Consider the following 20,854-nt stretch of genomic DNA (forward strand, 5'->3'; position numbering starts at 1 on the left):
TCATCCTGTCGAGAGGTACCCCCATGACTGACACCGCGCGCCGCCTGCTGCCCATGCTCGGCCACACCAAGGGAAAGCGCAGCGCCGTCACGTGCGCCCTGAAGTGTGACAACGCCTGCGCCGACGCCGTCTGCAACACGTCGGGCAACAACTACTTCCGCGACATCGTCTCGCGCGAATTCTCGCGCCGCAGCGCTCTCGGCGCGGGAGCGGCAGGTGCCCTCACGCTCCTCGTCGCGGGCCAGACCGGTGCGGGCTCAGCACAGGCCGCCCCCGGCGGCGCGGGGTCGAACGCACTGGCCTTCAACGCCATCGCGCCCGTGGACGCGCTGGTCGACGACATGACCGTGCCGCAGGGCTACGGCTGGAAGCCCGTCATCCGGTGGGGCGATCCGCTCTTCCGCACGTCACCGGACTTCGACGCGAACAACCAGACCGCCGCCGCGCAGGCGCTGCAGTTCGGCTACAACTGCGACTACACCGACGTCCTCGAGATCGCCGGGAGCAAGGGCCGCCGTGCGGTGCTGTTCGCCAATCACGAGTACACGAACGAGAACATCATGGTGCCCCCGACGACGCCCGCGGCTGAGGTCCGCGGCATCGGCAAGGCGGCCCACGGATTGTCCGTCGTCGAACTCGAGCGCAGGAACAGGAACAAGCCATGGTCCTATGTCCAGGGCGCCCCGCTCAACCGGCGCTACCTGACCACCACCCCCTATGAGGTGACCGGCCCGGCCGCCGGATCGGACCTGCTGAAGACCAGGGACGACCCGGCAGGCCGCACCATCCTCGGCACCCTCGGCAACTGCGCCGGCGGCACCACGCCGTGGGGCACCATCCTCTCCGGCGAGGAGAACTTCAACGGCTACTTCGTGGCTGCCGGCACCAGCGACGGCGACCGCCGTTACGGCATCACCAGCAAGCCGACGGCGCGCGGCTGGGAGATCGACGAGCCGCGCTGGGACACCCGCAACGCAGGCTACGAGAACGAGAAGCACCGCTTCGGCTACATCGTGGAGGTCGACCCGTTCGATCCCACGTCGACGCCGAGGAAGCACTCCGCGCTGGGACGCTTCAAGCACGAGGGCGCGAACGTGACCGTCGCCGCCGACGGGCGCGTCGTCGCCTACATGGGCGACGACGAGCGCTTCGACTACCTGTACAAGTTCGTGTCCACGAAGAAGGTCCAGCCGGGCACCAGCCCTGCTGCGCGCAGGGCCAACATGACGCTGCTGAGCGAGGGCTCGCTGTACGTCGCCCGCTTCCAGGGCAACTCCGTGGCCGAGATCAACGGCACCGGCACGCTCCCGTCCGACGGCGCGTTCGACGGCGTGGGCGAGTGGCTGCCGCTGCTCGTCGACAACACGTCCGTGGTCGCGGGCATGACCGCTGCCGAGGTGTCCGTCTTCACGCGGATCGCCGCGGACAAGATGGGCGCCACCAAGATGGACCGGTGCGAGGACGTCGAGCCGAACCCGCGGACCGGCAAGGTGTACGTGGCGTGCACCAACAACACGAACCGCGGCGTCGGTACCAGCGCCGTCGCCGATGAGGCCAACCCCCGCACCGCGAATCGTGACGGGCACGTCGTCGAGCTCACGGAAACGGGCGGCAATGCCACCGGCACGCGCTTCACGTGGAACCTGCTGCTGGTCTGCGGTGATCCGGCCCGGAACCCCACCACCTACTTCGCGGGCTACCCGACGGACAAGGTCTCCCCCATCTCCTGCCCCGACAACGTGGCCTTCGATTCGGCGGGCAACCTGTGGATCTCGACGGACGGCCAGCCGAGCGCCATCGGCTTCGCCGACGGCCTGTTCAAGGTGGGACTCGAGGGTGCCGAGCGCGGCCGCGTGCAGCAGTTCCTCGCCGTCCCCCGCGACGCCGAGACCTGCGGCCCCATCATCCACGACCAGGACGGCACCGTCTTCGTCGCGGTGCAGCACCCCGGCGAGGACGGCAGCTGGGAGGCGCAGGCCTCGCTCTTCCCCGACTACGTGCCCCTGGGCGGCAGCCCCCGCAAGGGCGACGCCGCGCTGCCGCGCCCGTCGGTCGTCCAGGTCTACAAGGCGTCCGAGGGTCGCCGCGACGAGGACCACTCGGGCCGGGGGCGCGGACGGCAGCCCGGCAAGCCGCGCCCCAAGGGCAACCCGAACGAGACCCGGGGCGGCCGTGACGCCAAGTAGGCACTGACACCCCGACGCCGACGCGACCCCACCCCCGGGTGGGGTCGCGTCACCGTCGGGGTGGAAGGATGGAACGGTGACACACGTGGGCGACACAGAGACCGGACCAGCAGCGACACCCCTCGACTCCGCGACCTCGGCCGCGCGTGCCGTCCGGGCTCTCGTGGCCGGCGGCGTGAGGGACGTCGTCGTCGCCCCCGGGTCCCGCAGCGCCCCCCTCGCCTACGCCCTGTCCGCGGCGGAGGACGCCGGCCTCGTCCGCCTGCACGTGCGGATCGACGAGCGGTCCGGCGCCTTCACCGCCCTGGGGCTCGCGCTCGGCGCCCAGCGCCCGGCGGCGGTGGTCACGACGTCGGGCACGGCCGTGGGCGAACTCCTGCCCGCGGTCATGGAGGCGAACCACGCCGCCGTGCCCCTGGTGGTAGTCTCCGCCGACCGGCCCGGCGAGCTGCGCGGCACCGGCGCCAACCAGACCACGGTGCAGCCGGGCCTGTTCGGCGTGCATGTACGCGCGGGCGTGGACGTCGGAGCGGGGGAGGACCCGACCGGCGCGATCGGGGATGCCCTGCGCGCCGCCGTGGGTCGTCCCGCGGACGGCCCGGCCGCCCGGCCGCCCGGTCCCGTGCACCTGAACCTCGCCTTCCGCGATCCGCTGGTGCCCGGGGACCACCCGGAGGAGCCCGCACCCGATGTCCGATCCGATGTCGCCCCCGTCACCGCCGGCACGGTCGCTCGGGAGGAGCCGCAGGAGGAGCCGCGCGAGGAGACAGGGCCGGTGGCCCCCCAGCGGCCCGGCAGCAGGACCGTCGTCGTCGCCGGTCACGGCGCGGGGGAGCTCGCCGCGGTGTTCGCCGCGCACCTCGACCTCCCGCTGCTCGCGGAGCCGTCCTCCAACGCGCGGTTCGGCAGCAGCGCCGTCGCCCCGTACCGGCTGCTCCTGGAGCATCTCGGCCCCGCCATCACACGCGTGGTGGTCTTCGGGCGCCCCACGCTGTCCCGCCCGGTCACGGCGCTGCTGGCCCGGGCCGACGTCGGGCACGCGCTGTACCTGCCCGTGCCCGCCGCCTGGTTCGAGGAGGGTCGGCGTCCCGAGCGCATCATCGACTCCCTGCCTGAACTGCTCGCGTTCGCCGGGCGCGGTGAGGAGGGTTGGCTGCGGTCGTGGCGGGAGGCCGGGGCTGCGGCCGAGGCCCGCCTCCAGTCGCTGCTGGCGGACGAGCGGTCCATGACCGGGCTGCACGTGGCCGACGCCGTCTGGGAGCACACGGACGGCAACCTGGTGCTCGGCTCGTCCAATCCGATCCGGGACGTAGACCTCGTCGCCGCGACGGACTGGCATCCGCTGGAGGTCTTCGCGAACCGCGGGCTCGCCGGGATCGACGGCACGATCTCGACGGCGACCGGCGTGGCCCTCGCGGCGGGCATCCCCACGCGCGCCCTCCTGGGGGACCTCACCTTCCTGCACGACGTCGGGGGGCTGCTGCTCGGCAGCGGCGAACCGCAGCCCGACCTGCAGCTCGTGGTCCTCAACGACGGCGGGGGCGGGATCTTCGGGCTGCTCGAGCACGGGGCCCCGAGGACGACGGCGCGCTACGGCCCCGCCGTCGAGCGACTGTTCGGGACGCCGCACACCGTGGACCTCGCCGCGCTCGCCGCCGCCTACGGGCTGCGCTACGAGCGGGCGACGACGCTGCAGGAGCTGGATACGGCGATGGAGCGGCCCATCAGGGGCCGCTCCATCCTGGAGGTCCGGGCGGAGCGCTCGACGCTCCGGGACCTCCACGCGCGCGTCCGCCTGGCGGTGGCGTCCGCGGTGCGTCCCGCCTAGAGCACCTTCGAGAGGAAGAGCTTCGTGCGCTCGTGCTGCGGGTTCCCGAGCACGTCCTCGGGCTTGCCCTGCTCCACGACGACGCCGCCGTCCATGAAGACCACGCGGTCGCCGACCTCCCGGGCGAAGCCCATCTCGTGCGTGACCACCATCATGGTCATGCCCTCCCTGGCCAGCTGCTTCATGACCTCGAGGACGTCACCGACGAGCTCGGGGTCCAGGGCGCTGGTGGGCTCGTCGAACAGCATCATGTCGGGGTCCATCGACAGGGCGCGGGCGATGGCGACGCGCTGCTGCTGGCCGCCGGAGAGCTGCGCGGGGAAGGCGTCGGCCTTCTCCGCGAGGCCCACCTTGGCGAGGTTCCGGTGGGCCACCTCGATCGCCTCGGCCTTGCCGCGCTTCTTGGCGCGCTGCTGGGCGAGGGTGAGGTTCTTCAGGACGCTCAGGTGCGGGAAGAGGTTGAACTGCTGGAAGACCATGCCGATGCGCGTGCGCACGGCGTCGAGGTCCGTCTCGCTGTCCGTGATGTCCACGCCCTCCACCATGACCGTGCCGGTGGTGGGCTCCTCGAGCCGGTTGACGCAGCGCAGCAGGGTGGACTTGCCCGAGCCGGAGGGCCCGATGACGCACACCACCTCGCCGTGGTCCACGTGGAAGTCGATGCCCTTGAGCACCTCGTTGGTGCCGAAGTTCTTGCACAGGGCGCGGACCTCGATGGCGGGGGCCGCCGTCGAACGCGCGGCGGCCGATGCTGGATGTGCCACCGGAATCACCGGCCTCTCTTGTTGTGTCGTTCGAGCTTCGCCACGAGCTGGGTGAGCGGCAGCGTGATCACCAGGTACAGCAGGGCGGCGACCACGAGGGGTGTCGCGTTGGCCTGGCTGGTGAGGGCGTCCCGCGAGAACGTGGTCAGTTCGCGGTCGCCGATGGCCATGCCCGCGATGAAGAGGAGCGAGGTGTCCTTGATGAGGATGACCAGCTCGTTCGTCAGCGGGGGCGTGATGATGCGGAAGGCCTGGGGGAGGATCACGGTCAGCATGGTCCACGGCCCGTTCATGCCGAGGGAGCGCGCCGCCTCGACCTGCCCCTTGGGGACGGCCTCGATGCCGGCCCGGATGGTCTCGGCGATGTAGGCGGACGAGACGATGATGAGGGCGATCAGTCCCGCACCGGCATTGCCGCCGGGCGCCCGCCACTGGAAGGCGATGGGGATGGCGTACGCGAACCCGAAGATGACCAGCAGCGCCGGGAGACCGCGGAACAGCTCGATGTAGCCGGTCGCGAACCAGCGGTACGGCAGCACAGGGGAGAGTTTCATGAGTGCCAGCAGGAGGCCGAGCAGCAGGCCTCCGACGAAGGCGATGGCCGTGTAGACGACCGTGTTCTTCGCCGCGATCGTGACGATCTCGGGGAAGACTCCCATGGCCACGTCGAGGTTGAAGAAGTACGCCCGGATCGTCGCCCAGTCGGCGGCGAGGAGCACGAAGACGACGACGGCGGCGAAGACCGCGTAGAGGACGCCTTGGGTGAGGCGTCTGCGGGTTGAACGTTTCACGCGGGGATCTACCTTCCTTCGGGAGGTGGCACCCGTACGGCCCCGGAGTCGTCGGACATCCGGGGCCGCACGGGTAGGGCTGGGCTACTCCGCGAAGTAGGAGTCGTAGATTTCCTGGTACTTGCCGTTCTCACGCAGCGAGGCCAGCTGTCCGTTGACGGCGGCCACGAGTTCCTCGCTGCCGGTCTTGGCCATGATGAAGCCGTACTGCTCGTCGGTCGGCAGTTCCTCGGCGATCGTGAACGCGCCGTCCTCGGTGTGGCCGATGTTCACCGGGAGATCCTGCAGCAGGGCGTCGACGTTCCCGGCCTGGATGGCGGCGAACATCTCGGCGTCCGAGGGGAACTGGACCAGTTCCGCCTCGGGTGCGTTCTCCGCGGCGTAGGTGGCACCGGTGGTGCCCTGCTGGACGCCCACCTGCTTGCCGGCGAGGTCGTCGATCGAGGCGATGTCCGAGTCGGTCGGCACGAGGACGGACTGCAGGGAGTCGTAGTACGGGTCCGAGAACGCCAGGTTCGCCTTGCGCTCCTCGGTGATGGTGACGGCGCTGGCGCCGATGTCGCACTGGCGGGAGCCCAGGACGGCGCCGCTCTGGAGGCCGTCGAAACCGACGTCCTGCACGGAGAGCTCGAGGTCCATGCCCGCGGCGATCTCCTTCATCAGGTCCATGTCGAAGCCGGTGTACTCGCCGTTCTCCTCGAACTCGAAGGGCGGGTAGGGGATGTCCGAGCAGACGGTGAGCGAACCCTCGGAGACGAGGTTCAGGCCGCTCGCCTCCTCGGACCCGGCGTCGTCGGAGCCTCCGCCACAGGCGCTCAGCGCGAGTGCGCCGGCGGCCATGGCGGCCAGCAGTGCTGATTTCTTGGAAAGCATGGGTACCTCACTTGGGCGGACGGGGGTGGAACGGGGGACGGTCCTGCTGATTCTAGCCTCAAGGAGAGGTGCATCACAGGCGACAGGGGTTGCCCATCGGTAATCCGGGTCCTGTCATCGGGACAGTCCGAGGGCCTCGATCATCGGCCGGAACTTGCTCCACGTCTCCGCGAGCTCGGCCTCCGGCTGCGAACCCTCGACGATCCCGCACCCCGCGTAGAGCCGCACGCGCGTGGGCGTCTCGACGACGGCGCCGCGGAGGGCGATGCCCCACTCGCCGTTGCCCCCGGCGTCGATCCAGCCCACCGGCCCGGCGTACGGACCGCGCTGCAGGTGCTCGAGTTCGCGGATGAGCGCTCCGGCGACCGTCGTGGGGGTGCCGCAGACCGCGGCCGTGGGATGGAGCGCCTGGACGAGGGCCAGCGACGTCGGCACCCGGCCGTCGTCGTCCGCGGCGAGCTGCGCCGTGACGTCCGAGGCGAGGTGCCACACGTTGGGCAGCTGCAGCACGAACGGCTCGCTGTGGGAGGTCATGGAACTCGTGAACGGCTGGAGGGTCTCGGTGAGCGAGTCGATCGCGATCTGGTGCTCGTGGAGCTGCTTCTCGGACCCCGCGAGGACGCGGTCGGCGTAGCCGGGGTCGCCGGCCGGGGCGTTGGCCCGGTCCAGGGTCCCGGCGAGCACGCGGGCGCGGGCCGTGTTGTTCTCCACCTTGATGAGCATCTCCGGCGTCGACCCGATCAGGCCGTCGACGGCGTACGTCCAGCAGTCCTCGTACCGCACCGCGAGCTCACGCAGCACCTGCGCCGTCGCGACGGGCGTCTCGAGGTGCGCGACGACGTCCCGCGCCAGCACGAGCTTGCTCAGCTCGCCGGCCTGCACGTGCTTCACGCCCTCGGCGACAGCACGCTGGTACTGGTCCTCGCTGAGCACGCCCGGGCCCAGGCGGTCGCCGGGGCCGGGCGAACGCCCGGCGTCGGGCTCGATGAGGTAGGCGGCGAGAGCCGCTTCCGCCGCCTCCGCGCTCAGCTCGGCCTCGGCGTCGTCGGTGATGAGGGTCAGCCAGGCCCGGCCCTCGCTGCAGCCCACCACCACCGCAGGGACGATCAGGCGCGATTCGTGCGGTGAGGTCTTGGAGAAGGCGAAGGAGCCGAAGGCGATGAGGCCGCTGCCCGGGACGCCGAGATCGTCCAGCACCTCCGCGCCGGCGAGTTCGCGGCGCCACCACTCCTGGGCCTGCGTGAAGCGGTCCGGGCCGGTGACCGTGAACCGGGCGGTCTCACCGTAGGCCACCAGTCCGCCTCCGCGGCGGATCCAGGTGTGGGCGTCGTTGCGGACCACGTACTCGAGCAGACCCGTCCGCGGGTCCATGTCCGCCTGCGCCACGGTGATGCTGCGGAGTCCGCGGGACTGTCCGGGCGCAGGGGGCAGCGCAGTGAGGGACGGAGTGCTCATGATGCCTCAAGCGTACTCCGCGGCGTGGCGCCGCATTCGTGCGGGGTCGTGAGGTTCGGCACGTCGGGAGGACGCCGGTCGGGCGATCGGAGTTTCTTTGAGACAATGAGCGGGTGAATCGTGCATCACTGGAGAAGCGGCCTGACGAAGTAGCAGCCATGTTCGACGACGTGGCGCCCAAGTACGACGTCGTCAACGACGTCCTGTCGATGGGGCAGACGCGCCGATGGCGCCGCATCGTCGTGGACGCCGTCGGCGCGGAGCGGGGGCAACGCGTCCTGGACCTCGCTGCCGGCACCGGCACGTCGAGCGAGCCGTACGCGGACGCGGGCATCGACGTCGTGGCCTGCGACTTCTCGCTCGGCATGCTGAAGGTGGGCAAGCGACGCCGCCCGGACATCGACTTCGTGGCGGGGGACGCCACCAACCTGCCCTTCGCGGACAACTCCTTCGACGCATGCACCATCTCCTTCGGCCTGCGCAACGTGAACGAACCGAAGAAGGCACTCGCCGAGATGCTGCGCGTCACGCGGCCGGGCGGACGCCTGGTCGTCGCGGAGTTCTCCCAGCCCACCGTCGCGCTCTGGCGCACCACCTATACCGAGTACCTCATGCGCGCACTTCCCGCGATCGCCCGCAAGGTCAGCTCCAACCCGGACGCCTACGTGTACCTCGCCGAGTCCATCCGGGCCTGGCCCGACCAGGACCGGCTGGCCGCATGGATCGGTGACAGCGGCTGGGGCGACGTCGAGTACCGGAACCTCAACGGCGGCATCGTCGCCGTGCACCGTGCCACGAAGGCGTCCGCAGCGCCGGGCGAGGAACCGCTCCTGCCGGGCCAGGTGCGGTTGCGCCGCCGGACGTCGGCGGTCGACTAGATGTCGGTCCTCATCGTCGGGGCCGGCCCGGCCGGTTCCACCGCCGCCTACTACCTCGCGAGCGCCGGGATCGAGGTGACGGTCCTCGAGAAGACGTTCTTCCCCCGGGAGAAGGTCTGCGGCGACGGCCTGACACCCCGCGCCACGCGGGAACTGCAGCTGCTCGGCCTGCCGCACGACGAGAGCGAGGGCTGGCGCCGCAACCGCGGCCTCCGCCTGATCGCCGGCAAGCGCACCGTCGAGGTGCCCTGGCCCGAGCTCAGCGACTTCCCCGACTACGGCCTGGTACGCACGCGCCTCGGCTTCGACGAGGCCCTGGCCCGGCATGCCCGCTCCGCCGGCGCCACGATCCTCGAGGGCCACTCCGTGTCCTCCGCCGTGCGCGACGACGCCGGACGCGTCACGGGCGTCACCGTGAACCTGCTCGACGCCGACGGCCGCAGGACCGGCGGGACCCGCACCTTCACGGCCGACGTCGTCCTCGCCGCCGACGGCAACTCGACGCGGACCGCCGTCAGCCTCGGCATGCAGAAGCGCGACGACCGTCCGCTCGGCGTCGCCGTCCGTACCTACTTCACCAGCCCCCGCACGGACGACGACTGGATGGAGGGCTGGCTCGAGCTGCCCGACGCCAGCGGCAGGCCCCTGCCCGGGTACGGCTGGGTGTTCGGCGTCGGCGACGGCACCTCCAACGTGGGCCTCGGCATCCTGAACTCCTCCGCCGAGTTCGGCAAGCTGGACTACAAGCAGGTGCTGCGGGACTGGACCGCGGGCATGCCCGCCGAGTGGGGGTTCACGCCGTCGAACATGGTGGGCGGGATCCGTGGCGCGGCGCTGCCCATGGGCTTCAACCGGACTCCGCACTACAGCCCCGGGCTCCTGCTCCTCGGCGATGCCGGCGGCATGGTGTCGCCGTTCAACGGTGAGGGCATCTCCTACGCGATGGAGTCCGCCCGGTACGCCGCGGAGTTCATCGAGCGGGCGCAGGGCGTGGGCTCGCCGCTCGGCCGCGACCAGGTCATGTCCGGGTACGCGCCCTACGTGCGTGAGCAGTGGGGGAGCCACTTCACGCTCGGCCGCATCTTCGCGCAGCTGATCGGCAAGCCCGCCGTCATGTCGCTGGCCCTCCGCACCGGCATGCCCGTCCCCCTCCTCATGCGGTTCGTGGTGCGCATGCTCGCCAACCTCACGGACGCCGGCGGCCGGGGCTTCGAGGACCGCGTCATCCACCTGCTCGAGTCGCTGGTGCCCCCCACCTCCAACCAGCCGTCCCTGACCGGTCACCTGCGTGCGCAAAGCGCCGCCTCACTTGGTTAGTCTTAGACCGTGACACAATCCTTCGACTCCGGGTGGGCCAGCGCGGGCGTGACCAGCGCGCTGGACACGGCGGACACCCCCGGCGACGCCGTGCGCCTGCCTCCCGGGTTCGCCCTCATCGCCGAGGACCCGGAGCTCGGACCGTCCGTGTCGTCCTGCCTCGCCGAGGTGGAGAAGCAGCTCCGCAGCGCCATCGCCCACTCGGACCCCCTGGCCGACGCGACGAGCCGTCACCTCGTGGAGGCCGGCGGGAAGCGTATCCGGCCGCTCCTGACCATCCTCGCCTCGCACCTCGGCAACCCCGCGCGGGCCAAGGTGGTCCAGGCCGCCGTCGTCGTCGAACTGACGCACCTCGCCACGCTCTACCACGACGACGTCATGGACTCCGCCCCCTACCGCCGAGGCGCCCCGACCGCGCACGAGGTGTGGGGCAACTCCGTCGCCATCCTCACGGGGGACCTCATCTTCGCCCGGGCGTCGATCCTCGTCTCCGAACTCGGCGGTGAGGCCCTCGGCATCCAGGCGCGCACCTTCGAACGTCTCTGCCTCGGCCAGCTCCACGAGACCGTGGGCCCGCGCGACGGCCAGGACGCCCTCGAGCACTACCTCTCGGTGATCGCGGACAAGACCGGCTCCCTCGTGGCCGCCTCCGGGCAGCTCGGCGCCCTCTTCGCGGACACCCCGCGGGAGGTCATCGACGTCATGGTCTCCTACGGGGAGAAGGTCGGCGTCGCGTTCCAGCTGGCGGACGACGTCATCGACGTGACGGGCCGCAAGGTGACGTCGGGCAAGGCTCCCGGCACCGACCTCCGCGAAGGCGTCCCCACCCTCCCGGTCATCCTGCTGCGCCGCGCCGCGGCCGCGGGCGACCGGTCGGCCGCCGACGTCGTCGCGCTCGTCGACGGCGACCTGTCCTCCGACGACGCCCTCGCCGCCGCCGTCACCGCCGTGCGCGAGCACCCGCAGACCCAGGAGGCGTGGGCCGTGGCCCAGCAGTGGGCTGACGAGGCCGTGGCCGCGCTGGAACCGCTCCCGGACAGCGTGGTCAAGCACGCGCTGGCGAGCTTCGCGCAGGCCGTGGTCAGCCGGGACGTCTAGCCCCCGCCGTCGTTCCCCGCATCGCCGACTCCCGCCGTGGTTCAGCGGGGCAGGAAGGCCCTCAGCTCGTCGGCCTTCCGCGCCCTGATCGCCGGGTCCACGATCGGCCGCTTCGGGGTGAAGTAGAAGCCGTCGTCGTGCCAGCGCGGCAGGACGTGCTGGTGGTAGTGCCACACGTGCTGGCTGCCGGCCGGCTCGTTGTGCTGCCGGGTCGAGACGCCGTCGGGCTCCCAGGCGAGCTTGATGGCGATCGCGATGTCGCGCGTCAGCGTCATGATGCGGGCGGCGGCGGCGTCCGGCAGTTCGTACAGCAGTTCGACGTGCTCACGCGGGGTGATCAGGACGTGGCCGGGGTTCGGGTCGAAGCCGTGCGAGGCGATGAACGCGAGTGCGAGGTCGTCGGCGTAGATGACGTCGCCCGGACGGCAGAGGTTCCTCGGGTTGCCGAAGTCCCCCCGCGCGAGATCGCAGAACGGGCACCGGTACCCCTCCGGCGCGTGGTGGGCGAACGGCATCAGTCCTCGTCGTCCTCCTCGAAGACCCACTCGAACAGGTCGAGCACGTATTCGCTGAAGGTGCCCTCCTCGCTCTGCCATTCGCCGCGGACGTTGTTGCGCCGCCAGACGATGGGGTCGGGGACGTCCAGCTGGTCCGCCCGCATGCCCCAGGTGTACTCCTCGTCCTCGTCCTCGAGGAACAGCAGGAAGCCGTCCTCGATCTCGAGTTCGTCGGGATCCCAGAAGAAGTGGAACGCCTCCATGATGTCCTCGGTGGCACCCACGGCACGGTAGAAGTCGCGCAGGGCCAGGGGCAGGTCGAAGTCCTTGCCCTCGAGCATCTCGGCCAGCTCGTCGTCGGACAGGCCGTCCTCCTCGGCCCACTCGTCCTCGAAGTACTGGGGCACCAGGGCGCGGAATTTGTCGGAAAACAGCTCAGTCACAAGTACTCCAGGAGTGGGGTTGGGGATACCCCCATCCTAGCGGCCGCGTCCGACGCCCGGGCTACCTCTGCGCGTCCCGCGTCCGCGCGGCGAGCGGCGCGTGCCAGCCGTAGCGCCAGGCGAGGACCCGCAGGGAGAACACGAGGGAGGCGGCGAGCGTCCCCGTGACGAGCGTGAAGGTCCCGGTCAGGTAGAGCACGGTGACGACGACGGCGCCCAGCATGGCGGGGAGCGCATAGATGTCCCGTGGGTCGAAGAGCTGCGGGACCTCGTTCGCGACGACGTCGCGCAGCAGACCGCCGCCGACCGCGGTGGTGACGCCCAGCAGGGCGGCGGAGACCGGGTGCAGGCCGGCATCGAGCGCCTTGAGGGTGCCGGTGATGCAGAACAGGGCCAGCCCGCCGGCGTCGAAGACGACCAGGACGCGCATGCCGCGTTCCACGCCGGAGAACACGAAGTACACGAGCACGGTGGCGAGCAGTGGGGGCACCAGGTAGGCGGGATTCGTGAAGGCTGCGGGCGGGACGTTGATGATCAGGTCCCGGGCCACCCCGCCGCCGAGCGAGGCCAGGGACGCGAGCAGGAGCGACCCCACGAGGTCGAAGCCCTTGCGGGCCGCCAGCAGGGATCCCGAGACGGCGAAGAAGAACACGCCGAGGAGGTCGGCGCCGAGCGCCACGTGTGAAGCGGTATCCATCTCATCCTTCGGCGTTCCGGCGGGGGCGCCCGCGGGGCCCGGGGGACGGGCGCCAGGAGGGCCCATCCAGCATGACAGACGGGCCGGGCCGGCCCGGCACTAGGCTGGGCCCATGACGAGCACGGACGCGGGCGGCACGACGACGACGGAGCCGAGTGCGAAGGACGGCTCACGCGCGATGCGCGTGGCGGCCCGGCTGATCGGCCTCCTGCCGACGAAGAGGAACCTGGACGGCACCGACTGGGTGAACGCGAAGTACCCGGGCCGCAGCTACCCGGCGGCGGCCGCCATCCCGTGGACGCTGAAACAGACACACACCATCCAGGAGAAGCGGATCGACGGCATCAGGACCATCACGGTCCGCCCGCTGCTCGGCGCGACCCGCTCGCACATCATCTACACGCACGGCGGGATCTACATCAACGAGCTGGCCCGGCCGCACTGGTGGATCATCGCCGAACTGACGAAGCGGACCGGCGCCGCCGTCACGGTGCCCCTGTACAGGCTGGCACCCGAGAGCAGCTACCGGGAGGCCTTCCCGTACCTCGTGTCCGTGTTCCGCGACGTCCTGACGACGTCGGCGCCCGAGGACGTCACGCTGATGGGCGACTCGGCGGGCGGCGCGCTCGCCGTCGCACAGACCTGGGCGTTCCGGGACGCCGGGCTTCCCGCGCCCGGTCGTGTCGTCGCCTTCTCGCCCTGGCTCGACGTCACCGCCACCAACCCCGACATCCCGGCCTACGACGCCGTCGATCCGATGCTCTCCGTGGCGGGCGGCGTGCAGGCGGGGCTGTGGTGGGCGGACGGCGACGACCCCCGGACGCCGCTGGTCAGCCCTGCCTGCGCACCGGACGATCTGCTGGCGGCCCTGCCGCGCACGCGGATCTATCAGGGCACGCGCGACGTCTGCATGGCGGACGCGGTGGTCTTCCGGGACCGTGCGGTCGCGGCCGGTGCCGCCGTCGAGATGAAGGTCCACCCCGGCGGCTTCCACGTGTTCCCGGCGTTCCCGCGCCTCCCGGAGTCCCGGGAGGTCTATGCGGACATCGCCGCGTTCCTCGGCAGGCCGGCCCTCCCGTGACAGGCCCCCCCGAATCCTGAGTCCCGGGAGAGCCGGCTGCCGACGGGTCAGCCCTGGCCGGAGTCCCGGGACAGGACCCAGACGTTGGTGTCGCCCTCACGCTCCACCGTCACGGTGGTGACGAGGGCGCGGATCATCGAGAGCCCGCGCCCGGACTCGTCGTAGTCCTCCAGCAGCGCGTCGTCGTCCGGACCGGGGAGGTCGGAGGGTCCCGCGAGGTCGGGCACAGGGTCCAGCGGCGCGGCGCCGATCTCGCTGATGACGGCGCGGAGCCTCTCGACGGCGACGGTGAGCTCGACGCCGAGGAGGAGGGTGGCGCCCTCCGTGGGGACGCCGTGCTGGACGACGTTGCTCGCAGCCTCGATCACCGCGGTGGTGAAGGCCATCTGGTCAGGCGCCGGCACGAAGGCGGCGTCCAGCCACAACTGCTCCAGGAGGACGTGCAGGTCCTCGATGGCCTGCTCCGCCGCGGGTTCCTCGAGGGTGCGCCGTGCCAGGATGTCAGTCATTGCCGAAGGCTTCGCCGGCGGTTGCATGGGGCGTGAGCACCCGGTTCATGCTGGTGAGTTCGAGCACCATGGTGACCTGCGGCTGGACGGCGGCGATCCGCAGGTCGCCGCCGGACTGCCGGGCCAGCTTCAGGCAGCCGATGAGCGCGCCGAGGCCCGAGGAGTCCATGAAGCTGGTGTCCGCCAGGTTCACGACGATCCGCTTCCCGCCCCCGTTGACCACCTCGTCCACGACCTTGCGCAGCTTCGGTGCCGCGACCATGTTCAGGCGTCCGTTCGCCGCGACCTCGGTGTAATGGCCTTTGTCCTGGACCGTGAATTCCATCTGCTCTTCCCTCTTCCGCTGCCTGTCGGCATGTGCTGGATCTCGTGAATCGTCGCGTGCGTCGGGCGCGAGCCGGGTCCTGCCGGCCCGGTTCCGGCCGGGAGCGTCAGCCCCGCGCGTGGCGCAGGATGACGACCGTGACGTCGTCGGCGACCTCGGGGACATCCGCCAGACCCAGCAGCACCGCGCAGGCCTCCTCGGCGCCCGCCGCCGCGGAGACCACGCCGGCCACCGCCTCCGTGAACTGGTCGACCGTCTCGTAGATGTCGAGCAGGCCGTCGCTCACGATCGCGAGCGAATCGCCGGGCTCGAGGCGCAGGGTGGCGGCGGGCCAGACCTGGTCCGGCCACGCACCGACGGGCGGCCCCGCCGAGGGCAGGCGGGTCACGGTGCCGTCCGCCGCGACGTGCAGTGCGAGGCCGTGCCCGGCGTCGACGTAGCCGACGACGCCGCTGGCGGCATCGAGGCGGCCGTGGAACAGCGTGACGAAGGAGCTGGTGTGGTCGAGGTCGGCCTCCGTGGCCCGCGCCGCCGTCGCGAACGCGGTCTCGAGGCTCGGCTGGGACGCGACGGAGCGCATGATCGCGCGGACGGTCGCCGCGACCAACGCGGCGCCCATGCCCTTGCCCATGGCATCGGCGACGGTGAAGTGCAGGCCGTCCGGCGTCGGGTACCAGTCGTAGAAGTCACCGCCGACGCTCCTCGACGGCCTGAAGCGCCCGGCCAGTTCGAAGTCGTCGAGGACGAGGCGGTCGCGGGGGAGCAGGTTCTGCTGCACCTCGGCGGCACGCTGGCGTTCGTCCGCGTTCGCGACGTCGACGGCGGACTGGTGGCTCTGGCGGCGGAACAGCGAGTTGATGCGGGCCACCAGCTCCCGGGGGCTGAAGGGCTTGCTGATGTATTCGTCGGCGCCCGTCTCGAGGCCTGTGAGGCGTTCGATCTCGTCGGTGCGGGCCGTGATCATGAGGATGTAGGCGTCGGAGAAGGTGCGGACCTCGCGGCAGATCTCCACGCCGTCGCCGTCGGGCAGGTTGAGGTCCAGGGTGATGAGATCGGCGCCCGCGCGTGCCAGGCGGAGCCCCTCGCGCGCGGTCGCGGCTTCGGTGACCTCGAAGCCCTCGCGCTTCAGGATCTGGACGAGCAGGCCCCGAATATCGACGTCGTCCTCGACAACGAGGGCACGGCGGATCTCCGGGGCGACAGTCATGGTCCTCATTAAACGCTACGGTGCGCGGCCTTCCGGACGCGGCACACGGCTTCGCCCGAATCACCGGGTTGTTGCGGCGAACTTGAGGCGATCTTGAGGGGTCGACCGTCTTTCACGCCCCGGAATGACGGGGCTGCCGCGTTATTCTTTCGCTGCGGGCGGGAATCGCCCCGTTCATTCCGACGGACGAGTTCGACGAGCACCAGGGGGCGCGGCCATCAGATGGACAGAGTGCTCTCCTACCTGACGCTCGACACGAGGCAGTTCCACGAACTCACGCTGCGGTCACGCGTGATCCTCAGCCAGCTGCCCCTCTCGCTCACGGTCCTGCTGATCCTCGTCGGAGGCCTGCTCTTCCATCCGGACCTCTTCACCAGCCGGTCCTTCATGATCGGTCTCTGGTTGCAGGCCGTGCTGCTCGCGCTGTGCGTCCTCGTGCCGTGGGACCGGCTCCCGTACGCCGCCTTCCTCGTGATCCCGCTGCTCGACTTCGTCCCGATCGGCTTCATGCGTTACGGGGCAGGCACGGTCATCACCGGGGTGGGTCTGCTCACCGTGTTCCCCATCATCTGGCTCGCCGCGTCCGGCCTGTATCCGCGGGCCCTCCTCGCCGCAGGTTTCCTCGCCTCGCTGGGCATCGTCTGGGCGCCGGTCTTCGTCACGGACGTCGAGGTCACGTCGCAGTCACTGACGCAGTCCTTCCTCCTGCCCTTCATCATGCTCGCCATCGGCGTGACGATCCGCGTGATGACCGCGAGCATGATGGCGCAGCAGGCCGTCGTGGAGGAGAAGGACCGCGCCCTGCGGGTGCTGCTCGAGGAGAGTGCGCGCCGCGAACGGCTGCTGGACACCGTGGTCAACAGCGTGGACATCGGTGTGACCGCCGTCGACGAGGCCGGGCGGACGGTCCTCGCCAACCGCAAGCTGGACCAGTTCCGCGCGCTCGCCGGCGGGACCGGTGAGTCCGACGAGGCGGCCCTGCGGATCTTCCAGCAGGACGGCGAGACGGATCTGCCGGCGGCCCGACGGCCGACACGGCGCGCGGCGGAGGGCCATGTGTTCTCCGACTACCTCCTCTGGTGGGGCGAGCGACCGGGACAGCGGGTGCTCTCGGCGTCGTCCCGGCTGATGACCAACCAGGCCGGGGACCGAGAGGGGTCCGTGGTGACGTTCAACGACGTCACGGAACTCGTCACCGCCCTGAACGCGAAGGACGAGTTCGTGGCGACCGTCTCGCACGAGCTGCGGACCCCGCTGACCGCGATCCGGGGCTACCTCGAACTGCTGCTGGGGACGCCCGACCTCGACCCCGAGGTCGCCTCCGGCCTCGAGGTGGTGTCACGGAACTCCGAACGGCTGCACAAGCTCGTGGTGGACCTGCTCTCCACCGCGGAGGGGTCCCCGGAGATCAGCCCGGTGCCCACGGACTTCTCCGACCTCGTCGGCCGGCGCGTGTCCACGGCCGAGCAGGGCAACACGAACCCGCTGGTGCGTTTCGAGGACCTCACCGATCCGGGGCTCGTCGCGCTCTGCGACGCCTCCCGGATCGGCCAGGTGCTGGACAACCTGCTCTCGAATGCGATCAAGTACTCCCCGGCCGGTGGACGCGTGACCATCCGCGCCCGCGAGGTCGAGGGCGAGGTGGAGTGCAGCGTGACCGACCAGGGCAGCGGTATGACGGCGGAGGAGCAGAAGGGCGTCTTCTCCAAGTTCTTCCGGACCGCAGGAGCCCGCAATGCGGCGATCCCGGGGGTGGGCCTCGGGCTCGCCATCTCCCAGGCGATCGTCCAACGCCATGGCGGGACCATCACCTGCCGGAGCGTCGTCGGCGAAGGGTCCACCTTCGCGTTCCGCCTCCCGCTCGCCCGCGCGGACCAGGTCCAGGAACTGCAGGCGCAGGGACTCTAGCGTCCGGGCAGGCCGACCGCAGGCCCGTCAGCACGGTGCAGGATCCGGGTGCCGGACCCGGGAACCCGGTCAGGCCGGCCCGAGATCCACGGTCGCCGTGATGCCGCCGCCGGGTGTCTCCGTGAGGCCGATCGAACCTCCGTGCGCCGCGGCGATGCGTGCGCACGTCGCCAGGCCGATCCCGCTGCCGGCCGGATCGCCGTCACGGTGCAGCCGCACCAGGGGTTCCAGGACCCGCTGCCGGTCCGCCGGGTCGATGCCCTTGCCGTGGTCGACGACGCGCAGCACCTGCGTCTCACCGACGCTCGCGATCACCTCGACGCGCGGGGGACACCCGGGTGTCGAGTACTTGATGCCGTTCGCCACCAGGTTCTGCAGCAGCGCGGTGACCTGCGCCTGATCGACCGTCAGCTCGGCGTCCTGCACGGTCACCACGGCGTCGCAGGCGCTGCTGAGCGGCAGGACGTCCTGAAGCACGGCGTTCATCATCGTGTTCAGGCGGACCGCCCGGCGATTGATGGTCCCGCCGATGCGGGAGAACTCGAGGACCTCCTCCACCGTGGACAGCATCCGGCTGGCGCTGCCCCGGATGATGCTGAAGTAGCGCGCCGCCGGCCCGGCGGGTGCGACGTCGTCGTCCTGTTCGCTGAGCTCGGTGTAGCCGAGGATCGCCGTCAGCGGGTTCTTGAGATCGTGGCTGACACGCGCCGCGAATCCTGCGAGGTCCTCGTTGCTGCGCCGCACCACCTCGAGGGCCTCGACGAGCTGACGTGTCTTGAACTGCAGTTCGAGGACCTCCACGACCTGCCGTGCGAGGATCTCCAGCCCTTCCCGCTGTTCCGCCTGGAACGCCCGGACCGTCGGCGAGAACACGCAGAGGGTGCCGAGGGCCGCGCCGCGCCCGGTCACGAGCGGGACGGACGCATAGGAGCGCACGTGGGCGATGCCGCCGTTGACGAAGGGGTTGTCGGCGAACCGCGGGTCGAGGGAGGCGTCCGCCAGGGCGGTGATCGCCCCGCTGGTGAAGACCTTGGAGCACATCGAGTCGTCGCGCGAGCACACCGCGGCGTCCACTCCGACGGCGGCGATCTGGTGCTGCTGGTCCGCGGTGATGATGTTGATGACGCCGGCGTCCATGCCGCTCACCCGCACCGCGAGCTTGACGAGGTTGAGCAGTTCCGGCGGTGTCTCGTAGTCGGGCTTCTCCACGGGCTTCCCGCCGGCCTCGCCGTAGGGAAGCCGGTATTCCTGCAGGACCGCCTGGCGGGCGAGCTCCTGGAGGTCGACCTCGTCGGTAGAAAGCAGAGTCACGAATACCCCCGAAGAACAGTGAGACCGGTGTGCGTGCGTCAACTATCGCACGGCCGTGGGCCGGCGAGCGGGATGGTGCCGTGGCAGGGGTGGATCGCGTCAGCCCAGGGCCCGGACGCGCAGGGCCAGGTACAGGTGCACGCGGTCCGCGGTGACCGCCGGGTCGTAGCCCGTGAGCGCCACGACCTGCTGGAGCCGGTAGCGGATGGTGTTGCGGTGCAGGTCGAGGTCCGCGGCGACGGCGGCCACCGAGCCGTCGAGGTCGAGGTAGCGCTGCAGCGTGGTCAGCAGTCCCGCGCCGTGCGCGCTGTCGAAGGCCTCGAGCGGCCGGAGGGTCTCCGCGGCGAGGTCGGCGAGCGGCACGTCCGCGCTGGCCATCAGCAGCGACGTCAGGCTCAGGCGGTCGGCGAAGTTGAGGGGCTGGCCCCGCTGGAGCGCCTCGCGTGCCTCGAAGTAGCTCCACCGCAGGCCGTTCGGCTGCGCGTAGGTGCCGCCCACACCGACCCGTGCCGTCAGCCCGGCGCCGTGCAGGTAGCGGCTCAGCTCGGTGGGGTCGGGCGCCCCGGCGGGGAGGACGAGCACGAGGCGGTCGTCGACGAGCCCCGTGGCGGCTCCGTTCCAGCCGTCGGGCAGCGGGAGGGTCCGCAGTGCGCGTCGCTGACCGGAGGCGACGTCGACGATCAGCACGCTGTGCCGGAGCGTCGTATCGATACCCGAACTGGCGAGCCGGGCCGCCGCCTCGGTGCCGGCGAGCGCGCCGCGCACCACGTCCTCGAGCAACTGGCCCGACGCCGCGCGGGCGCCGGTCCGGTTCCTGGCCTGGTTGCTGAGCTCGACCGAGATCAGGCTCTGCGCGTAGTCGACGACGGCGGTCCGGGCGTAGGGCTCGGCGATGGCGAGAGTGCAGCGGTCCTTGAGGCCGGTGGCGACCGGCAGCCGATGCCACGTCCTGGGATCCGGTGCCACCGCGTGGGACCGGGGGGCGGCTGCGCCGCCGGGGGTGCGGGCAGCCGGGCCCGCGGCACGTGCGATGCACGCGCCGTACTGGAACAGCGCGACGTCGGTGCCGAGCATCCGGGCGAGTTCGCCGAGGAGTGCGGCGAGGCCTCCCGCGCCGAGCAGCGCCGAGGCCAGGACGGCGTGCCCCTCGAGGAGGTCCTCGAGCCCGGCGTAGTGATCGGCGGACAGGGCGTCGGCCACCCTCTTGCCGATGGCGATGAACGGGACCTCGTACGGGACGCGGAACGCGGGGAGGCCGACGGCGTCCGCCTCCGCGAGCAGGGCCGCGGGGATCCTCCGATGGGTGAGCCCCACGCCGAACCCGATGGCCAGGGCCCCGGCGTCGTGTGTCCGCCGGACGAAGGCCCGCTGGGCGGCGCCGGTCTTCAGCCGCACGCCCGTCGTGAGCACCACCTCGGCCCCGCCGAGGAACGGCCGCGGGTCCTCGAGTTCGGTCACGGCGACCCACTGGATGGGCTGGGCGGGCGGTTCCGAGCCGCCCTCCACGACCAGGCCCAGGGCGGGATCGGACAGCAGGTCGGCGAGGGTGATGGCCATGGGTCCAGCGTAGGGGGCGTTGTGCCCCTGCACGTACGCAAGCGGCAAGCGCTGTGCAGATAGCTCTGGCACGCCCCGTGGTGCCCCGGTAGCGTCATGTCGATACCCCGTGGCCGGACGTACCCGTAC

The 20,854-nt window shown here is 71.1% G+C and carries 19 protein-coding genes; 7 read left to right on the top strand and 12 right to left on the bottom strand.

All coding sequences use genetic code 11. The features are described from left to right. Positions 1-23 precede the first annotated feature (23 nt). Together CXQ92_RS13090 and menD are read left to right on the top strand one after the other, a co-directional pair. On the top strand, positions 24-2,186 hold the full coding sequence (locus CXQ92_RS13090; protein ID WP_104168112.1) for a PhoX family phosphatase: 2,163 nt from the start codon (positions 24-26) through the stop codon (positions 2,184-2,186). Between the two features lie 76 nt (positions 2,187-2,262). Then, a complete protein-coding gene (gene menD, locus CXQ92_RS13095) occupies positions 2,263-4,014 on the top strand; it encodes a 2-succinyl-5-enolpyruvyl-6-hydroxy-3-cyclohexene-1-carboxylic-acid synthase (protein WP_181033654.1) in 1,752 nt (583 codons plus the stop codon). Here the strand turns inward: menD and CXQ92_RS13100 are convergent. The 4 genes from CXQ92_RS13100 to CXQ92_RS13115 all read right to left on the bottom strand — a co-directional run bounded on the left by CXQ92_RS13100 (position 4,011) and on the right by CXQ92_RS13115 (position 7,813). Continuing rightward, on the bottom strand, positions 4,011-4,778 hold the full coding sequence (locus CXQ92_RS13100; RefSeq protein WP_104168261.1) for an amino acid ABC transporter ATP-binding protein: 768 nt from the start codon (positions 4,776-4,778) through the stop codon (positions 4,011-4,013). The genes menD and CXQ92_RS13100 overlap by 4 nt on opposite strands. Positions 4,779-4,783: 5 nt before the next feature. Further along, the gene (locus CXQ92_RS13105) at positions 4,784-5,569 is read right to left on the bottom strand and encodes an amino acid ABC transporter permease (RefSeq protein ID WP_104168114.1); all 786 of its coding nucleotides are present in this window, start codon (positions 5,567-5,569) and stop codon (positions 4,784-4,786) included. Between the two features lie 84 nt (positions 5,570-5,653). After that, entirely contained in the window at positions 5,654-6,442 is a 789-nt protein-coding gene (locus CXQ92_RS13110; RefSeq protein WP_104168115.1) for a transporter substrate-binding domain-containing protein, read from the bottom strand. Positions 6,443-6,556: 114 nt separating this feature from the next. Next, positions 6,557-7,813 (bottom strand): isochorismate synthase MenF, encoded by a 1,257-nt coding sequence (locus CXQ92_RS13115; protein ID WP_258069938.1) that lies wholly within the window; start codon positions 7,811-7,813, stop codon positions 6,557-6,559. Positions 7,814-8,010: 197 nt separating this feature from the next. Here CXQ92_RS13115 and CXQ92_RS13120 point away from each other — a divergent pair, with 197 nt between their 5' ends. Genes CXQ92_RS13120 through CXQ92_RS13130 form a run of 3 tightly spaced genes read left to right on the top strand, consistent with a single transcriptional unit; the run spans position 8,011 to position 11,190 of the window. Beyond that, positions 8,011-8,775 (top strand): demethylmenaquinone methyltransferase, encoded by a 765-nt coding sequence (locus CXQ92_RS13120; RefSeq protein WP_104168117.1) that lies wholly within the window; start codon positions 8,011-8,013, stop codon positions 8,773-8,775. Further along, a complete protein-coding gene (locus tag CXQ92_RS13125; protein ID WP_104168118.1) occupies positions 8,776-10,092 on the top strand; it encodes a geranylgeranyl reductase family protein in 1,317 nt (438 codons plus the stop codon). Positions 10,093-10,140: 48 nt separating this feature from the next. Continuing rightward, positions 10,141-11,190, top strand: a complete 1,050-nt coding sequence (locus tag CXQ92_RS13130; protein WP_258069939.1) for a polyprenyl synthetase family protein — start codon at positions 10,141-10,143, stop codon at positions 11,188-11,190. A gap of 41 nt (positions 11,191-11,231) precedes the next feature. Here the strand turns inward: CXQ92_RS13130 and CXQ92_RS13135 are convergent, their stop codons facing one another. From CXQ92_RS13135 to CXQ92_RS13145, 3 genes are all read right to left on the bottom strand, one after another. Beyond that, positions 11,232-11,705, bottom strand: a complete 474-nt coding sequence (locus CXQ92_RS13135) for an HIT family protein (protein ID WP_104168120.1) — start codon at positions 11,703-11,705, stop codon at positions 11,232-11,234. After that, positions 11,705-12,130 (bottom strand): hypothetical protein, encoded by a 426-nt coding sequence (locus CXQ92_RS13140; RefSeq protein ID WP_104168121.1) that lies wholly within the window; start codon positions 12,128-12,130, stop codon positions 11,705-11,707. Before CXQ92_RS13140 ends, CXQ92_RS13135 begins: the two co-directional genes overlap by 1 nt. Before the next feature lie 61 nt (positions 12,131-12,191). Further along, complete coding sequence (locus tag CXQ92_RS13145; RefSeq protein ID WP_104168122.1) at positions 12,192-12,827, bottom strand: trimeric intracellular cation channel family protein; 636 nt, start codon at positions 12,825-12,827, stop codon at positions 12,192-12,194. 112 nt (positions 12,828-12,939) lie between these two features. Here CXQ92_RS13145 and CXQ92_RS13150 point away from each other — a divergent pair, with 112 nt between their 5' ends. Continuing rightward, positions 12,940-13,908: an alpha/beta hydrolase gene (locus tag CXQ92_RS13150; RefSeq protein WP_104168123.1), complete on the top strand. Its 969-nt coding sequence runs from the start codon at positions 12,940-12,942 to the stop codon at positions 13,906-13,908. Positions 13,909-13,955: 47 nt separating this feature from the next. Here the strand turns inward: CXQ92_RS13150 and CXQ92_RS13155 are convergent, their stop codons facing one another. The 3 genes from CXQ92_RS13155 to CXQ92_RS13165 all read right to left on the bottom strand — a co-directional run bounded on the left by CXQ92_RS13155 (position 13,956) and on the right by CXQ92_RS13165 (position 15,949). Then, a complete protein-coding gene (locus CXQ92_RS13155) occupies positions 13,956-14,417 on the bottom strand; it encodes an ATP-binding protein (RefSeq protein ID WP_104168124.1) in 462 nt (153 codons plus the stop codon). Next, entirely contained in the window at positions 14,410-14,742 is a 333-nt protein-coding gene (locus CXQ92_RS13160) for an STAS domain-containing protein (protein ID WP_104168125.1), read from the bottom strand. Before CXQ92_RS13160 ends, CXQ92_RS13155 begins: the two co-directional genes overlap by 8 nt. A gap of 106 nt (positions 14,743-14,848) precedes the next feature. Then, complete coding sequence (locus CXQ92_RS13165) at positions 14,849-15,949, bottom strand: PP2C family protein-serine/threonine phosphatase (RefSeq protein WP_104168126.1); 1,101 nt, start codon at positions 15,947-15,949, stop codon at positions 14,849-14,851. Positions 15,950-16,171: 222 nt separating this feature from the next. Between CXQ92_RS13165 and CXQ92_RS13170 the strand changes: the two genes are divergently transcribed. Next, positions 16,172-17,857 (top strand): cell wall metabolism sensor histidine kinase WalK, encoded by a 1,686-nt coding sequence (locus tag CXQ92_RS13170; protein ID WP_104168127.1) that lies wholly within the window; start codon positions 16,172-16,174, stop codon positions 17,855-17,857. 69 nt (positions 17,858-17,926) lie between these two features. On the opposite strand, the gene CXQ92_RS13175 is transcribed toward CXQ92_RS13170, so the two are convergent. After that, positions 17,927-19,168: a GAF domain-containing sensor histidine kinase gene (locus CXQ92_RS13175; RefSeq protein WP_104168128.1), complete on the bottom strand. Its 1,242-nt coding sequence runs from the start codon at positions 19,166-19,168 to the stop codon at positions 17,927-17,929. Positions 19,169-19,267: 99 nt separating this feature from the next. After that, positions 19,268-20,725 carry a PucR family transcriptional regulator gene (locus tag CXQ92_RS13180; RefSeq protein ID WP_104168129.1) on the bottom strand — a complete coding sequence of 486 codons (1,458 nt, stop codon included), beginning with the start codon at positions 20,723-20,725 and terminating at the stop codon, positions 19,268-19,270. Positions 20,726-20,854 lie beyond the last annotated feature (129 nt).

It is taken from the genome of Arthrobacter sp. SX1312 (assembly GCF_002929295.1).
Taxonomy (GTDB): Bacteria; Actinomycetota; Actinomycetes; order Actinomycetales; family Micrococcaceae; genus Arthrobacter_D.

Bases quoted from the DNA above. Each gene is read 5' to 3' on its own strand.
- CXQ92_RS13090 (WP_104168112.1), top strand. From the start codon at position 24: ATGACTGACACCGCGCGCCGCCTGCTGCCCATGCTCGGCCACACCAAG.
- CXQ92_RS13170 (WP_104168127.1), top strand. From the start codon at position 16,172: ATGGACAGAGTGCTCTCCTACCTGACGCTCGACACGAGGCAGTTCCAC.
- CXQ92_RS13165 (WP_104168126.1), bottom strand. From the start codon at position 15,949: ATGACTGTCGCCCCGGAGATCCGCCGTGCCCTCGTTGTCGAGGACGAC.
- CXQ92_RS13115 (WP_258069938.1), bottom strand. From the start codon at position 7,813: ATGGACCCGCGGACGGGTCTGCTCGAGTACGTGGTCCGCAACGACGCC.
- CXQ92_RS13160 (WP_104168125.1), bottom strand. From the start codon at position 14,742: ATGGAATTCACGGTCCAGGACAAAGGCCATTACACCGAGGTCGCGGCG.
- CXQ92_RS13125 (WP_104168118.1), top strand. From the start codon at position 8,776: ATGTCGGTCCTCATCGTCGGGGCCGGCCCGGCCGGTTCCACCGCCGCC.
- CXQ92_RS13110 (WP_104168115.1), bottom strand. From the start codon at position 6,442: ATGCTTTCCAAGAAATCAGCACTGCTGGCCGCCATGGCCGCCGGCGCA.
- CXQ92_RS13145 (WP_104168122.1), bottom strand. From the start codon at position 12,827: ATGGATACCGCTTCACACGTGGCGCTCGGCGCCGACCTCCTCGGCGTG.
- CXQ92_RS13180 (WP_104168129.1), bottom strand. From the start codon at position 20,725: ATGGCCATCACCCTCGCCGACCTGCTGTCCGATCCCGCCCTGGGCCTG.
- CXQ92_RS13155 (WP_104168124.1), bottom strand. From the start codon at position 14,417: ATGACTGACATCCTGGCACGGCGCACCCTCGAGGAACCCGCGGCGGAG.
- CXQ92_RS13135 (WP_104168120.1), bottom strand. From the start codon at position 11,705: ATGCCGTTCGCCCACCACGCGCCGGAGGGGTACCGGTGCCCGTTCTGC.
- CXQ92_RS13150 (WP_104168123.1), top strand. From the start codon at position 12,940: ATGACGAGCACGGACGCGGGCGGCACGACGACGACGGAGCCGAGTGCG.